This window comes from Mesorhizobium sp. M5C.F.Ca.IN.020.29.1.1, assembly GCF_003997375.1.
GTDB lineage: Bacteria > Pseudomonadota > Alphaproteobacteria > Rhizobiales > Rhizobiaceae > Mesorhizobium > Mesorhizobium wenxiniae.
This window is the reverse complement of sequence record NZ_RZSW01000102.1, coordinates 1-14,437: the sequence shown is the minus strand read 5'-3', so window position 1 is coordinate 14,437 and position 14,437 is coordinate 1. Positions and strand designations below refer to the sequence as shown.

Below are 14,437 nucleotides of genomic sequence, written 5' to 3'. Positions count from 1 at the left end.
GTCCCGACAGAGATCGGGTCAGCCGTTGTGATCTGCCACAATCCGGACCCAAGCGTACCGCCAGCGACAACGACCATTGTCCCTTTGCGAATGTCGCGGGTTTTGTTGAAATCCTTCGACCGGCGCCATGGACCAGTGTCCGCGATATAGATTCCGTTCTCCGATGCCGCAGTCTGATTCTTGACCAGCACGCGGTCACTCGTGGCCACAGCAACGCCATCAACGGTCTGCTCCCCGGAAAGCGTGATGTTTGCCGTTGTGGCGGCGCTGCACGGCCCTTTGATGGCCGTTGAGGATGACAGGCCGTCATTGATTTCGACCTGAATGCTGGTCATTTGAAGCCCCCGAATGGATCGAGCGGCTTGGGAGACACGCTGCGCTGACCGTATTGTTTCCTGCGGCTGCGTGCCACGCGGGACGCGTAGCCCGGCGACGCCACTTCCCGCATTGAACTGAGGAATAGGAAATCGAGAGTCGGCCTGACATAGAACAGGTTCGCGAAAATCGTGTTCTGGGTCGCAAAGTTCAGCAAATCGGCGAACCTCACCTCCTCGTCCGGGCTCAGGCCAGCGTCGCGCGCCTTCAGGAAAAGGTCGCCAAGGTCTGCAATTGCTCCGATCGAAGGACCGGCGGCGGTTTCGATAAGTCCGCAATGAAATTTATGCATCGATGTTCTCCAATAGCTTTGCCGTCTCAACCATCGCTTCAATGTCCACAGGGCGCCAATTTGGGCCGATCGGCTTGGTCGCGCCTCCGCAGAACCACGGCGACATCAGGTCGAGCGCGGCCTCTAGATTGGCGTCTTGATCCTCGGTGTTTTCGAGCATCCAAGGGGTTTCCTTGGCGCCGACGATCCGGTGCATCGCAGCCATGTGGGTTTCCTCCACGGCAAGCACGATCGGGGGTTCAAGCTGGCCCAGCATGTAAGCTTTGCGGCCGGCTCGGGTTGTGGTCGTGCCGAGGAACATCTTCACGACGCCCAGCCAGCTATTGCCGTGCAGAGATTGGGCCAGGCCCCGCATCGGCCCTGTTTCTTTCAGCACCACAGCCACCAACTGACCCGGCTGAATCTCCGGCGTCGGATCTGCTTCCAGTTGGGCGCCGGTCGGGATGAAGCCGCCCATGCAGTGACCCTCTGTGAAAAACGTGTAGGTCATGCGGCCTCCATCATCTGAGATGGCAGCAAAGGTGATGCCGATAAAATTTGAAGGTGATCGGGATCGAAAACCGTGAAAACGGTGGTCTCTTCATCCCAGCGTCTTTTGCAGCCTACATGTCCGGCCGCGATCAGGTTCGGCTCCAGCGGCAAGCCGGCCATCCGATAGGCTCTGAGCAGCACCCCAATCTGACTGTAGTGGTTCTGCCCTGTCGCATTATCGATCCGGTATTTGAGCCACCCCTTTTGACGAAGCTGAAGATCATCAAAGCGCGATACAGCCTCCAGCAAGATGGTTCGGGCAGGCTCGGGCTGTTCCGAGCAAAGCCTCTCATTGTCGATGTAGACCCCATCCGGCGCTTGAACGTCGTAGACGTAGCCACCGCCTTGAGAGACGGGCGCGATCTCATATCGCCACCTTTGAACCGCATACGTCGCAGCGTATTGCCGATCGTTGGTTAGATAGATTCCCCAGCCCTCGGAGCCAACAACGCCGCCCGGCTTGACCGGCCACAGCGGTCGTGCGGGAACACCGATTTTCGCCGCGTCAAAGCGATCGAACAGGCATGGTGAGCCGTGGAAGGCTATCATCCCGTCACCCTGCCAACTGGCGGAAGATTGCCGCGGCGGGAGCCGGTTCAAGATTGTCGAACCACGTCCAGAAACCGTCCGCGTCTTCCTGGCTCATGTTGTCAGTCATGCGGGCCGCGCGGCTGCGCAGCATCGCCACCATTTTGGCGCCAGCACTGCCCCACTCTTCCACCAGCATCCTGCCGGCGGGGTGGATGCAAACAGCTTCACCTCCGATGCACTTGCCGGCGTGATGGCCACAAGAGGGCCGCGCTCCAACTCGTCATATGCTGCCAGCCGTGCCGCGAGAGGCACGACCTGGTCGAAGCCTTCCATGAAAGGCAACTCGTCCAGCAGATCGCTGGTCATTGGACGGTGCCCACGCCAAGCGATGTCGAGGTGTAGGCCTGCGTTCCCGCTTCGCTGGGAGAACGGGTATTGCGGGACATTATGGTGGAAGCCCGGCCGGTGCGCTGGGCGATCTGCCGCTTCTGGCGATCCGCTGCTGCAAGCGATGCAGTATCGTCAGGAACCGGCATGCGAACCGGTTCTGGTGGTTTGGGTTTGCTACCGCCAAAAAGATTACCCATTGATATTTCTCCTAGTTCGAGGTGAGGTTTCGATAAATCGAGGTGACGATTTCGGCCGGCAGTTCATCTACCCAGGCCAAGAACTCGGGAACATCGTCGTCAGGCATCTGGCTGATCATGCGGGCGGCTCGCGCCCGAATCACAGAGACGTTTTCAGCGGCCCGAGAGCCCCATTCCGAAAGCATTGCCTTCCCGGCCGGGGTTTTGCCGAACTCGGCCATCTGGTCGCCCGTCGCCGGTGCGACATACATCGAATCGCCCATGGCGATGTCACCGTAGATTGCATAACGGGCGCCTTCCGGAACGTCCCGGTCGAAGCGCTCCATGAAAGCCCGTTGGGCACGATTGCTCCCAATGGCTGAAACCATTTTCGAGACAGTCTTTTGCACATTGGCGAGATGCACCTTGAAGCCGCCGGCCCGCTCCCAATCCATCACAAGACGCCGACCGGCTTCGGAACTGCACATTTCGTTGCGCGACACATCGGCCGGCAGCGGACGCGTCGCCGGCATCGAATCCGCATCTAGTTCGAACTGCTCTGCTTCGAGCAGCGCGAGATATTCCTTGTTCAGGCCGGAACGCTCGTAGAGGTCGAAATCCTCATTCATGATCCGCTCAATTTCTGCCTTGCGGGCAGGATCGACAGTCAAGGAGGCAAAACCCGACTGTGCGACACCACCCGCAAGGCCATCTGTCGCAGGGCCAGTCGCAGCGGCCGCGCCAGAATTCTCTGAAACTGTAAGTTCGTTGCTCATCAGCTTGCCCTCGCCGGGTAAAGCTGGACCAGCAGCCGCGTCGCAAGTTCAGGATTCGCCGTGGCCTGGGTCATCACGTGGCCATCAGCCTTGCGCTCCACCACGTAGCCGAAGCCGTTCCATGCCACTCGATAGAGCTCGTCCTGAAACAAGGCGTCATAGCGCGCCGGCATGGTCGTCACGCGCGGCTTTGCCAGCACCGCCCCCTTGGAATCGGCGCTGGCGACGATCGCCTCAGCCATCCAGGATTCATCGAATGCGACCACGAAAACACGGTCGAACTTCTTCAGCGCATTCCGGGACGCCTGCACCTTGCGCCATGCCGAAGGGCTCTTGAGGTCGTCGGCGACGAAATCGGCCGGGACGCGGGCCATGTACTCCCGCCAAATCTGACCGGAGTGCTGCAGCGTCACGCGGGCCGGGTCGATCTCCGGAACGGCCCGTTCCGATGATGCGGGAATATCGAGTGCAGCGGTCTTTGCCATCAGAAAGATCCTTTCAGAGCGCGGGAAATGTCGGGGTTTGCGAGTGCCTGTTCTTCAGCCCGCCAGGGCTTGTCGTAGGGGCTGCGAGCCTCGGGGAATGTGATCTGCCCGAAGCGCCGGCCGAGACCGACCAAGGGCTTGATTGCCGCGGCAAAACGCAAGCTCATGCGGAACTCGGATTCATACGTATCGAGCAGCACGGCAGGATGAACGCCTAGGACGCGCAGGAGCCGCGTTGCATCGGCGCTACGGGCTCGAACTTCTTTCAGAGCTTCGCAGAGATCACGGGCTGCCTTCTCGGCACGGTCGACGGCCTCAAGGCGGTTTTCTTCCACGATGGCCAGCGTCTCGCGCAGATTTGCGAGGCGTTGCTGTTCGGCTGCCGCGGCCTGCTCACGCTGCCGGCGCACTGCCTCGCCTTCGGCGGCATCAAGGGCGGCAAGTTCTTTCTCCACCTCGTTCAACGGGCTGTGGTCGAATTCCGTGTCGTCCAGCAAAGCGATGCCCTGCATCTGCCGAAGCTCTGCAAGCCGCGTCTCTGCCTCTGTGCGGCGGGTTGAAATGTCAGCCATTGCGTGTTCCTTTCACTCTCGCCACGGTGGTGGGCCGCCGTAGCCCGACCGTGTGTTGTTTGTTGGCGTGGCCCGCGCGCGCTGGTCTCGCCGCGTCTTCATGTTTGCGTGACCCAAATTCACGACCGGCTGCTGTCCCTTCGAATTTGAGTACCTCCCGGCATTCTTTTCGAAATCGAGCGTCAGCACGCCGGCTGCGGCATTGGCAAAATCGTCATGGTCACCGGGCTGATGGTCGATCTGCGCGCCGCGGACGATCAGCGTCAAAAGCTGCTCCTGCAACTTCGGCACATCGAGGAGTTCAATGTCACCAGCATTGAGCAAGGGCTCGAAAGCCTCATAAATCTCCGTGCGGCTCAAAGGCGAGCTTTTCAGCTGAATCTGCTGCCCTTCGAAAGCGTATTTGAACGTCTCGCCGGCGTAGTTGTCGCCGATGGCCTTGCTGATGCCGTAGACCTTCATGTGCCTGGCGAACTTCTCTACCGCCCTCTGCGGATTGAACGGCGTCGGGCCGTCCTGCGAAACGAGCAGATCGAGGATCAGCCGGTCGCGCTTGTCCTTATGGGCAATCGCAAGGGTCGCATCGTCGGAACTGCCGCCGCTCATGTCTACAAAGGCACGATACTTCACACCGGATTCAGGCGGGATAGAGCGAAGCGTCGGCACGATCGATCGCATCACCATGTCGGCATCGAGAAACGCCCCGTTTGGCGCGCCAGGCAGATTGAGATGCAGCCGGCGGAACTTGTGTGTAGGAAGCCGGCGCCGCTGCTGTTCGAGATATGCAGGGCCTTCCGGCCATGATTCCATCGACGGGTTAGCGCGTTGCTCTTGCGGGAGATCAGCGAATGCCTCATCGGTGCAGAGTTCGCCCGAGTACCACGAGAACAGCATGCGGGGATCACCGCCGGCCTTGCCGAGCTGCTTCATGTCGTACAGCGGCACGCCAGGGCTGGAATAGATCGTGTCGTAGCTGGTGATCCATTGCAGCGCATCGGCGCGTGTCGGGTCCGGTGCAAGGGCTTCGAAGATGTCCCAGTTTTTGTAGCCGTGGATCTCGTCATAGGCGTTGAGCGATGCCGTCTTGCCGTGTGCGCCAAGAGCATCGCGGGCGGGCAGGATGCGAATCTCACCTCGGTTGTCGTGCCGCTTGATGCCCTTGGTCAGCGAATAGACCTCGCGGCCCAGCGTTCCGGGGTTGGCGTCAACCAGCTTCTTGGCAAGTTTCAGATCGTCGCCAGCCTGGTCCTCGTCATTGGCAAGGATGTTCACGTCGTTGCCGTGCGGGCTGTCCCAGATCAGCAGGCGGTAGAAGCCCGCCAGCACCAGGTCAGTGGTCTTGTTGTTCTTCTTGGCCCTGCCTGACAGCACGAGGTTGTAGAGCGGGGTTCCGTCGTCACGGAGGGTGTAGAGCGCCCGCGTCATGAACTCGCGCCTGTAGGGCTCCATGGTGTCGAGGAGCGGCCTGCCGTCGATCCAGTTGAGGCGAGCGAAGAAATCCAGGGGAGAGGGCGAGGAAGCGCTCACGAGGCCGCACCACGCATCTGGTCTCGAAGGCTTATCGTCACGTCCTTCGGCTCAGGATTGCCGAGCGTTTCACCCTCACGGCGGCGTGCATTGGCAATGGTCGTGAACTCCGACCAGTCCACACTCTCGCCATTCAACCATTGCACCTGAAGCGCACGAAGCTGCGTCGTAAGCACAGACCAGGTTTCTGCACTCGCAGCCCGAACCACGTCAACCTGATCCCGGCCGCCGCGCTCGCCAATCACCCGGTCGATAAGGTCCATTGCATCCCGATAGGCGGCCGTGCGCCGGTCAAGGTTGTCCAGGCTTGGGAGACGCAGCTTGCCGTTACGCGTCACGCCACGTTCCCTGCGGGTTGCCTGCTTCGTCTCTGCTGCATCTAGGGCCAATTCGATGTCTCCAAATCAGTGCTGAATGTACGCACATTTGTACGTAGAGCAAGAACAAAACGCGAAACCGCCTTGGAAATCAACATGTCTAGGCGGAAATACCCTCCGCTGACATTGCTGGTGTGGCAAACTTTTTGCCACTCCTGAGGCGAGGGAGAAAACATGCTGGCTACGTTGGGGATGATCGGTCTGTTGCCTTCCTTCCCTCAAAAGCCCGTCTGTCTTTGCTTCTGATCTCTGCTTTTGGATCTGATCTGCTTCTGCTTCTGCTTCTGTTGTATCGATACCCTTTGCATAGGCTATCGAGAGGCTATGGATGGCGAGGTCATGAACTGGGCTCCCCATTCCGTTTCATCAAATTCGGCCTCGACTTTTTCCCGAACTCTGTCGCTGTCCAGCTTGTAGATGTGGCTGGCAATGCCGGCGGCGTGCTTGCCATTCGTCGGAGGTGAGGTCTGGAACCAGCGGCACACGTAGATCTCGTTGGTTTCCTCGTCGTGGCAGATCAGATCAGCCGTAGCCAAGGCATCGAGGCAGAGTTGGTAATGGTCCATTGTCCAGCCGAGATCGGCCACTGCATAGGCAGGCGGCACCAGGCAACAACCCGCACTCGTTTGGTGCGGGCCGGTGCTGAAGTAGAACCAGAGAAGCCTCTGGTCGTTTGTCAGGGCCAGGAAGCGCCTTGATCGCCAGACGGTCGGCCCGACCTTGTGGAACTGCCGGACCAGTTTACCCATTGATCGCCTCGCATTTCAGCCGTATGTGCTCGCGGCGATGATGAAGCCGGCAGAGCCAGCGAACATCCATGGGGCGGTCATAGCAATCATGGTGCGCCTCGGCATCGAGGGCGCCGCACTCCTCGCAAGGTTGCTGGATGATCAGGCCGCGCTTTACAGCGGACCTGAGCGCTTGCTGAGCCCATACGGCTTTGGGATGCGCGTTCTTCCACTTCGTCGCCGATGAGGTCATATAGGCGCCCGCCCGTAGACATGGTCGGCGACGACGCGAGCGAGTGGCCAAGATATGGCGAAGCGGGACTGCAATCGTTTTGCTTGAAAATAAACCGGATTACAGTTAATTTCCAAAACGTCATCAGCCGCCAAGCGTGACATTTCCTGAGAGTCGGTTCGCGCCAGATACGCGGCCGGCTTTCGCTTTTTTGATGCCCTCATGCCGCACGCTGACGACGCAAATTGGCCTCGCGGCATATTTCGCAAGCTTCAGCAATCGTAACGCCGAAACGCTCCCGCAACGTGGGGATGATCGGGCGCCCTATACGGTCGCGCGGGTTCTGGGATAGCCATTCAGCCGCTGCGTCGATGGCAGCGCTATGCTCGTGCTCGGGAGGGGTCAGAGTCATGCGGCCACCCCATCACGGGCGTCAATGCGGGACTTCTGCCAGGCAGCAATGTCGCTCTCCAGCCAGCCGACAGCGCGGGCGGAAAGTTGAATCGGCTTGGGAAAGTTGCCGGCGGCAATCTTGGCGTAGATGGTGGACCGGGGAAGACCGGTTGCGCGCTCTACCTCGTCGCGGCGAAGGATCGTTTGGACCATGGTGGTGTTCTCCTGTTGAGGCCAGCTAGAACTTGCTGGCACTCACAGGAAAACAGAGGCTCAGGAGTAACTCATTGGGTGGATTACTCCTTCTTGAACCCTCGCGTCGCTAGCATCGCTTCAACGAAGGCGGCGGCTGGCATCCCGCGCCGCGCGAGTTCCTTTTGCCAGTAGTCAAAGGCGGCAACAGCCTCTTTGGATGCCTTCGGCGGACGCCCCTTGCTGGTCTTTGGCGCTCTCAGGTTCTTTCGTATGGCGCGGAGCGTTTCCTTCTTGTAGCCCAACCGCTTGGCGACAATGCTTAGGGCTGCGTCTGACTTCTCCAGGCCGTGAGCGACTAGGATATCCACGGCTGCTGCTGCCATGCCTTCATCAGCGCGATCCATCACAAGCTTGTTCGGGGTGCCTGGGAGCATCGGAACGGGTTTGGTGATTGGATTTGCCCGCCCATACTTCGCATCGTCCAGGGCCGCCGATAGCTCTAGAAGGGGCTCCCGCCACGCGCCGTCCAATCCAATGTCCCTGAGATAGCTGATAACCGCGTTGAGAGCGGCAGAGGCCCTTTCACGGCCCAGTTCTTCCTCATACCCCCGAACCGCGCACAATCCCTGCAGCCCAATCAGATCATTGCAGAGGTCCACCAGACGCTCGTGCATCTTTTTCAGCGCTGCCCCCTTATCCATTGGCGGCTGCCCTGATCGGTGTGACGTTCGATGCGGACGGCTTTTTGCTTGCACAGTAGTCTGCCCAATCGCTCATCAGCCGGCGGCGCTTCTCCATCATGTCGCCTCGGCGATAGGCGGCTTCCGTCTTGTCGCTGACCGTGTGCGCCAGCGCCATTTCGAGCATTTCGTTTGGATATGCCGTCTGCTCTGCCGCCCAGTCGCGGAAGGTGCTGCGAAAGCCGTGGGTCGTCAGATCGGTTCGTTCCATGCGGCGCAGCGTCATCAACAGCGCCATGTTGGAAAGGGGCTGGCCTTTCTTCTCGCCAATGAACACGTAATCGGAATCTTTTTCCCGAGGCAAACTGGCGAGGATTTCAAGTGCCCGATCGGAGAGCGGAACACGGTGTTCCTTCTTGCCCTTCATGCGGCCGGCAGGGATGGTCCACAGAGCGTTTTCAGTATCGATCTCGCTCCAGCGGGCGCCCACCGCCTCGCCCGTCCTGGTGGCTGTCAGGATGGCAAACTCCAGCGCTTTCGGGCTGATACCTTCCATCTTTCGCACGTCGCCGACGAAGGCGCCGATCTCGACATAGGGAAGTGCGGCATGGTGCTTGACCTTGGCTACCTTGCTACGGGCAGGCAGCAGCTTGTCCAGATGCCCGCGCCACCGGGCCGGGTTGTCGCCTTGCCGGTAGCCCCGCGCTGTCGCCCAATCAAGAATGCTTTCGACACGTCCCCTGACCCTCGTGGCGGTCTCTGGCTTCGTCGTCCAGATCTGATCGAGCGCCTTCATGACCAGACCGACATCGACACGGGAGACGGCAAGGTCGCCGAACACGGGATAGACGTAGGTTTCCAGCGTGGCGGTCCATTGTGCGGCGTGCTTGATGTTGCTCCAGCCCGAGCGATGCGACTTGATATAGGCTTCCGCCGCCTGCTTAAAGGTCAGGACGGTTGCCGATGCCGCCAGCTTCTCCACCCGTTCGGCCTTGCGTTTTTCAATTGGGTCGTCTGCATCGAGGAGCTTGAGGCGCTGCTCTGCGGCGCGATCTCGTGCCAGCTTGAGCGGCACGGTATGCACCGAACCCAGGCCCATCTTGCGCGGCTTGCCGGCAAGCATGTAGCGAAAGATCCAGGATTTCGAACCGCCCTTGGCAACCTGGAGATAAAGGCCGAGCCCATCGGCATACAGCCCCGGCTTGTTCTGGGCATTGACCCCGGCGACGGTGAGGCGGTTGATTTGCATTCGAACTCTCCCTGCGAACAAGCTTACGTACAACTTATGCCGGGACTTAGCAAGACCCCTTTGGACGCTGTCGGAACTCAATCCCTTGTGACATAAGGATTTCAGTGGATAACTGAGACACCCTTAGACCCCCTTGGATTAGGCGGAGACGGACATCCTCTCCGCCATCCTGCTTCGCGCTGGGCGCTTCGCAGGATAAGTCCCCCCTTTCCGCGAAAGCAGGATGCGCTGCGGCACTGCCTCAAATAAATTCCTCAGTTCTCGAGCATTAGCTCGAACCGATGCGTTGCTCGGCCCTATCAAGAAAATTGGCGATGGCGCCGGGCAGGCCGCCGGTCTCGAGGAAAGGCGCATGGCCCTGGCCCTCGACCGTAATCGTCTCGACACAAGGGTGACGCTTTCGCATCTGTTCGAGCGTCTCGGCGGAAAGCAGCTTCGAATTGGCGCCGCGGATGGCGAGCAAGGGTATGGCCGCCAACGCCTCGAACTGCGGCCACAGATCTGCCAGTGGCTGAGTAAGGTCGAGACCCGCCAGCGTATCGACCAGCTTCGGGTCGAAATCCGGCACCAACCCCTCATCCGTCTCTCGGTAGAGGGCCGATACCATCCGCTCCCAATCCGCCTCGGTCAGAGCTGGAAAGTCGCTGCTATGCGCGCCGCACTGGGCGCCGATCGCCTCGGCATGGGTTTTCGGCTTTGGTGTCTGCTCGAGATAGGAGCGGATATAGGCGAAACCACTAGCCTCGACCACTGGGCCGATGTCGTTGAGGACGACGGCTTTAAGGACGGCCGGCCGCATCGTGCCGAGCACATGGATGATCAGCCCCCCACGCGACGTTCCGATGAACGCCGCCGCCTCGATGCTCAGCGCCGCCAACCCGGCGAGGATATCACCGGCTTCAACGCCGATATTGTAATGGCCGATATCGGGGTCGTAGGCGGATTGCCCGCGCCCGCGGTAGTCGAAAGCGACAATTTTTCGCGAACCTTCCGCCCGTCGCGACAGGTGCAGCGCCAGCTCATGAAAATCGCGGCAATTGCGGGTCAGGCCAGGCAGGCAGACGACCGGCCAGTGTTCGGAATTCGCTTCGCCGTAGACACGGGCGTGAAGTTGCAGCCCGTCCGGCGAGGCGTAGAAGAAATCGGAAAAACCCTGGTCGCTGGGCATCTAAACGTGGTTCCTCGCTGCTGCCGGATAGTCTCCGACTGCTACAGGCGAGGGAAGGTGCGGTCAAATCGGGAAGGCGGACCGGCGGAACTGCCGATCTCCCCCTCGTGAGGGAGATTGGCCGTCATCGACGCATTCGCCAATCTCGAACGCCGTCGACGCTCTTCAACTCCGCCCGTTCACCAAATCTCCAACGATATCGTACTTGCCGGAAATGCGCATCTTGTAGACTTCGTAATTCTCCATCACGCGCTGGACGTAACTTCTTGTTTCCGTATAAGGAATCCGCTCGATCCAGTCGACTACTGAGTCGATGTCCTTGCCGCGCGGATCGCCAAATCTGGCCACCCACTGGGCGGCGCGGTTGGGGCCGGCATTGTAGCCGGCGAAGGTCAGTACATAGGAACCGTCGAAGCGGCCGAGCTGCTCGCCGAGGAAGGCGGCGCCCAGCGTCGCATTGTAGCCGGCGTCGGTGGTCAGCCGCGCCTGCGAGAACGTCATCCCGGCCTTCTTCGCCAATTGCCTGGCGGTCCCCGGCATCAGCTGCAGCAGCCCGCGCGCGCCGGCGCTGGAGACGGCGCCGATATTGAATTCGCTTTCCTGGCGAGCGATCGCATAGGCCAGCGCCTTGCCGGAGCCGGAAATGTTGGCGGTGGCGGGAATGACGCCGAGCGGGTGCGACAGCGCGCCGACATCGATGCCGCGCGCGCCGGCGATCTTGCCGATTTTCAGCGCCAGGAAATGGTTGCCCTGCTTTTCCGCCATAGCGGCGAGCAACGCCAGCTCTCCGGGACTGGTCAACTGCCCGGCGAGGTCGCGGTAAAGCGTGTCGGCGTAGCGCTCATAGCCCGCCTCCTGCAGCCGCTTGATGGCGCTGACCGCCTCGCGATTGGCGAAATTCCGCTGATCGGCGGCGCTCGGCTGCGGATGGGCGATGTTGAGGACCAGCCGGCCGACGCGCTCGCCGGCGAGCTGGCCGTAGAAGGTCGTGCCGTAACCAGCGGCACGGGTGAAATTATCCTTCGCACTGCCGGGACCGCCGGCTTCGGCCGCACGGCCGAGCCAGTAATAGGCGCGCGACAGCGAGATCGGCCCCTGGGCGAGATCGGCGATCCGCGCGAAATGCCTGGCAGCGGTGTTGGGCTCGTTGAGGCCGCGCAGCGCGTACCAGCCGGCATGAAACTCCGCATCCGCCGCGTTGGCAGCACTTTCGGCGGCGTGTGCTGAGACTATTTTGTAGGCGGTCTTCATGTCGCCCTGGTCGACCAGTTCGCGCGACAGCACCCGGCGCTCGGCCCACCAGGCATCCGGATCGATCAGTGCGCTGCGGTCGCTCGGCGCCTTCATCATCACTGCGGCGGCGTCGGAAAACTTCTGCTGCTTGCGTAGAGATTGGGCTTGCGCGAAGAAATAGCCGGCCGAACGCTGCGCAGCGGGCACCGCCTTCAGCAGTTTGGCCGCTTTCTTGTCGCCCCTGTCCGCCGCTGCCCAGGCATCGGCCAGCTGTTGGGCGCCGGCAAGGCCGGCGACGCGCAGCGCGGAATTGACCCGGTCGGCATAGAACATGCGCTCCATGCGAAAGCTGTGGTCGGCGGCGGCGATGAGCTTGCCGAATTCCCAGATGATCGCCGCTTCGTCCTTGGCTTCCAGTTTCTCAGTGCGCCAGAAAGGCGACAGCACCGAGCGCGCTGCCTCGACGTTGCCCTGCGACACATAGGAGCGGGCGAGGATCACCACGCCCTCGACTGTTTGTGGCTGGCTGCCGCCGAAAGCCTTCACCACGGTCTCAGGCGCGGGATTTTCGCGATAGAGCGCACGCTCGCTGTTCTTGCGCAAGGCGATCAAGCCCGGCCAGTTCGGCAGCATTTTCGCAGCATCGGCGATGTCGCCGCTTGGCACCTTGTCGCCGCCGTAGAGTGCGATCGCCCAGGCAAGGATGTGCCGGTCGAGCGAATTGACCGGCAGGGTTTCGCGCGCTTGAAGCGCACCGGCAATGTCGTTTGCCGCCAGCGCATCGAGGCCGCTTTTCAGCCTGGCGACACTGACGGATGGAGATCCCGTATCGTGCAGACCCCTATCCTGCAGGTTTGGTATCGGTATGGCCGACGTGACCTGCACATCGATCTTGCCCGCGGCCACAAGGCTCGGCGTCAGCAGGAGAATTGCGCCAAGCAGCGCAAAAAAATGAGGCTGCCTGGTCGGCATGGCTTCATCATTTCCTGTCTACACATTACCAACAGGCACAGGTCAACCGAAGCCTAGTTGGCTGTGATGAAGAGCCCGTAAACAACGCTATCGAGGCCTTTCAAATTGCGCTTGCTGGCATTACCACCATGCTTGCCGCGCAACAGTGTCGAGACTATGGTGCGCCGCTTCGCTTTCGGCTAGAAGGCGCGCACGACAAAACACCTACAGCGCCGTGCGTCGTCTCAGACGCGCAAAGGACGCTGTAGCACTTTAAATTTGGCGCATGATCCCCCGCGAAAATCGACTCCGATTTTCGGGGTCATGCGCTAGTCCCAGGGAGTTGGACGACATGCTGAGAGGCTCGCTTACCGCGCTCGTGACACCGTTCGAAAAGAGCGGCCGTTTCGACGAGAAAGCCTTTCGCGCTCTCGTTGCCTGGCAGATCGCCGAAGGCACGAGCGGTCTGGTTCCGGTCGGCACCACCGGCGAGTCGCCGACGCTGTCGCATGACGAGCACCGCCACGTAGTCAAAGTGTGCATCGAGGTCGCCAAGGGCCGCGCTCCGGTCGTCGCCGGTGCCGGCTCCAACAACACCGAGGAGGCGGTTGGCCTGGTGCAATATGCCGAGAAGGCGGGCGCCGACGCTGCACTCGTCGTCACGCCTTACTACAACAAGCCGACGCAGCGCGGTCTCTATGCGCATTTCGCCGCCGTCGCCAAAGCGACCAGCCTGCCGATCATCATCTACAACATTCCGCCGCGCTCGGTGATCGACATGACGCCCGAAACGATGGGCGAGCTGGTGCGTGACTTCAGGAACATCATCGGCGTCAAGGATGCCACCGGCAAGGTCGAGCGGGTTTCCGAGCAGCGCGCGACCTGCGGCAAGGATTTCATCCAGCTTTCCGGCGAGGATGCCTCGGCGCTCGGCTTCAACGCCCATGGCGGCGTCGGCTGCATCTCGGTGACGGCGAATGTCGCGCCGCGGCTGTGCGCCGAATTCCAGGAGGCGACGCTTTCCGGTGAGAACGCCAAGGCGCTGGACTTGCAGGACCGGTTGCTGCCGCTGCACAAGGCGATTTTCCTGGAACCCGGCGTGTCCGGCGCGAAATATGCGCTGTCGAAGCTCGGCAAGGTCGAGAACGTGCTGCGTTCACCGCTGGTCACCGTCGAGCAGTCGACCGCCGAGAAGATCGATGCGGCCATGAAGCACGCCGGCTTGATTAATTAGGGATGAGGCGCCACCTCTCCGCATCATGAATCAAGTCAGAAAAGCCGATCCCAACAACAAGACCGTTGCGGAAAACCGCAAGGCGCGGTTTTCCTATGAGGTGCTCGACACGATCGAGGCCGGCCTGGTGCTGACCGGCACCGAGGTGAAATCGCTGCGCCAGGGCCAGGCCAACATCCAGGACTCTTACGCCTCGGTCGAGGGCGGTGAGATCTGGCTGATCAACTCCTATCTGCCGGAATATCTGCAAGCCAACCGCTTCAACCACGAGCCGCGCCGGCGCCGCAAACTCCTGCTCAACAAGCGCGAGATGGCCAAGCTGTCGCAGAGTGTCGATCCTGT

At 60.9% G+C, this 14,437-nt stretch carries 18 protein-coding genes and 1 pseudogene; 2 read left to right on the top strand and 17 right to left on the bottom strand.

Going from position 1 to position 14,437, the window contains the following annotated elements:
• The 17 genes and pseudogenes from EOA85_RS11185 to EOA85_RS11105 all read right to left on the bottom strand — a co-directional run.
• A pseudogene (locus EOA85_RS11185) lies at positions 1-335 on the bottom strand (hypothetical protein); the annotation flags it as partial.
• Positions 332-667 carry a hypothetical protein gene (locus tag EOA85_RS11180; RefSeq protein WP_127209453.1) on the bottom strand — a complete coding sequence of 112 codons (336 nt, stop codon included), beginning with the start codon at positions 665-667 and terminating at the stop codon, positions 332-334. The pseudogene EOA85_RS11185 and the gene EOA85_RS11180, both read right to left, overlap by 4 nt.
• Positions 660-1,157, bottom strand: coding sequence for a hypothetical protein (locus EOA85_RS11175; RefSeq protein ID WP_127209452.1), 498 nt, complete (start codon positions 1,155-1,157; stop codon positions 660-662). The genes EOA85_RS11180 and EOA85_RS11175 overlap by 8 nt, the downstream gene beginning before the upstream one ends.
• Positions 1,154-1,747 (bottom strand): hypothetical protein, encoded by a 594-nt coding sequence (locus EOA85_RS11170; protein ID WP_127209451.1) that lies wholly within the window; start codon positions 1,745-1,747, stop codon positions 1,154-1,156. Before EOA85_RS11170 ends, EOA85_RS11175 begins: the two co-directional genes overlap by 4 nt.
• Positions 1,748-1,751: 4 nt before the next feature.
• Positions 1,752-1,925: a hypothetical protein gene (locus tag EOA85_RS37410; protein ID WP_164759599.1), complete on the bottom strand. Its 174-nt coding sequence runs from the start codon at positions 1,923-1,925 to the stop codon at positions 1,752-1,754.
• Positions 1,926-2,091: 166 nt separating this feature from the next.
• A complete protein-coding gene (locus tag EOA85_RS11165; RefSeq protein WP_127209450.1) occupies positions 2,092-2,316 on the bottom strand; it encodes a hypothetical protein in 225 nt (74 codons plus the stop codon).
• An 11-nt stretch (positions 2,317-2,327) separates the two neighbouring features.
• On the bottom strand, positions 2,328-3,071 hold the full coding sequence (locus tag EOA85_RS11160; RefSeq protein ID WP_127209449.1) for a hypothetical protein: 744 nt from the start codon (positions 3,069-3,071) through the stop codon (positions 2,328-2,330).
• Positions 3,071-3,556 (bottom strand): hypothetical protein, encoded by a 486-nt coding sequence (locus tag EOA85_RS11155; protein WP_127209448.1) that lies wholly within the window; start codon positions 3,554-3,556, stop codon positions 3,071-3,073. Before EOA85_RS11155 ends, EOA85_RS11160 begins: the two co-directional genes overlap by 1 nt.
• The gene (locus EOA85_RS11150; protein ID WP_127209447.1) at positions 3,556-4,128 is read right to left on the bottom strand and encodes a hypothetical protein; all 573 of its coding nucleotides are present in this window, start codon (positions 4,126-4,128) and stop codon (positions 3,556-3,558) included. The genes EOA85_RS11155 and EOA85_RS11150 overlap by 1 nt, the downstream gene beginning before the upstream one ends.
• A gap of 12 nt (positions 4,129-4,140) precedes the next feature.
• Positions 4,141-5,655, bottom strand: a complete 1,515-nt coding sequence (locus EOA85_RS11145; RefSeq protein WP_127209446.1) for a hypothetical protein — start codon at positions 5,653-5,655, stop codon at positions 4,141-4,143.
• Positions 5,652-5,993, bottom strand: coding sequence for a hypothetical protein (locus EOA85_RS11140; protein ID WP_127209445.1), 342 nt, complete (start codon positions 5,991-5,993; stop codon positions 5,652-5,654). The genes EOA85_RS11145 and EOA85_RS11140 overlap by 4 nt, the downstream gene beginning before the upstream one ends.
• 350 nt (positions 5,994-6,343) lie before the next feature.
• Positions 6,344-6,781: a hypothetical protein gene (locus EOA85_RS11135; protein ID WP_127209444.1), complete on the bottom strand. Its 438-nt coding sequence runs from the start codon at positions 6,779-6,781 to the stop codon at positions 6,344-6,346.
• A gap of 619 nt (positions 6,782-7,400) precedes the next feature.
• Positions 7,401-7,598, bottom strand: coding sequence for an AlpA family phage regulatory protein (locus EOA85_RS11125; RefSeq protein WP_029354494.1), 198 nt, complete (start codon positions 7,596-7,598; stop codon positions 7,401-7,403).
• Between the two features lie 83 nt (positions 7,599-7,681).
• A complete protein-coding gene (locus tag EOA85_RS11120; RefSeq protein WP_127209442.1) occupies positions 7,682-8,281 on the bottom strand; it encodes a hypothetical protein in 600 nt (199 codons plus the stop codon).
• Complete coding sequence (locus EOA85_RS11115; protein WP_127209441.1) at positions 8,274-9,509, bottom strand: site-specific integrase; 1,236 nt, start codon at positions 9,507-9,509, stop codon at positions 8,274-8,276. Before EOA85_RS11115 ends, EOA85_RS11120 begins: the two co-directional genes overlap by 8 nt.
• A 268-nt stretch (positions 9,510-9,777) precedes the next feature.
• The gene (locus EOA85_RS11110; RefSeq protein WP_127209440.1) at positions 9,778-10,677 is read right to left on the bottom strand and encodes an alpha/beta hydrolase; all 900 of its coding nucleotides are present in this window, start codon (positions 10,675-10,677) and stop codon (positions 9,778-9,780) included.
• Between the two features lie 165 nt (positions 10,678-10,842).
• Positions 10,843-12,882, bottom strand: a complete 2,040-nt coding sequence (locus EOA85_RS11105; RefSeq protein WP_127209439.1) for a lytic transglycosylase domain-containing protein — start codon at positions 12,880-12,882, stop codon at positions 10,843-10,845.
• Positions 12,883-13,213: 331 nt separating this feature from the next.
• On the opposite strand from EOA85_RS11105, the gene dapA reads away from it, so the two are divergent.
• Positions 13,214-14,095 (top strand): 4-hydroxy-tetrahydrodipicolinate synthase, encoded by an 882-nt coding sequence (gene dapA / locus EOA85_RS11100; RefSeq protein ID WP_065009853.1) that lies wholly within the window; start codon positions 13,214-13,216, stop codon positions 14,093-14,095.
• Positions 14,096-14,120: 25 nt separating this feature from the next.
• Positions 14,121-14,437, top strand: a 317-nt coding sequence (gene smpB / locus EOA85_RS11095) for an SsrA-binding protein SmpB (protein ID WP_127209438.1), incomplete at its 3' end; no start/stop codon positions are given.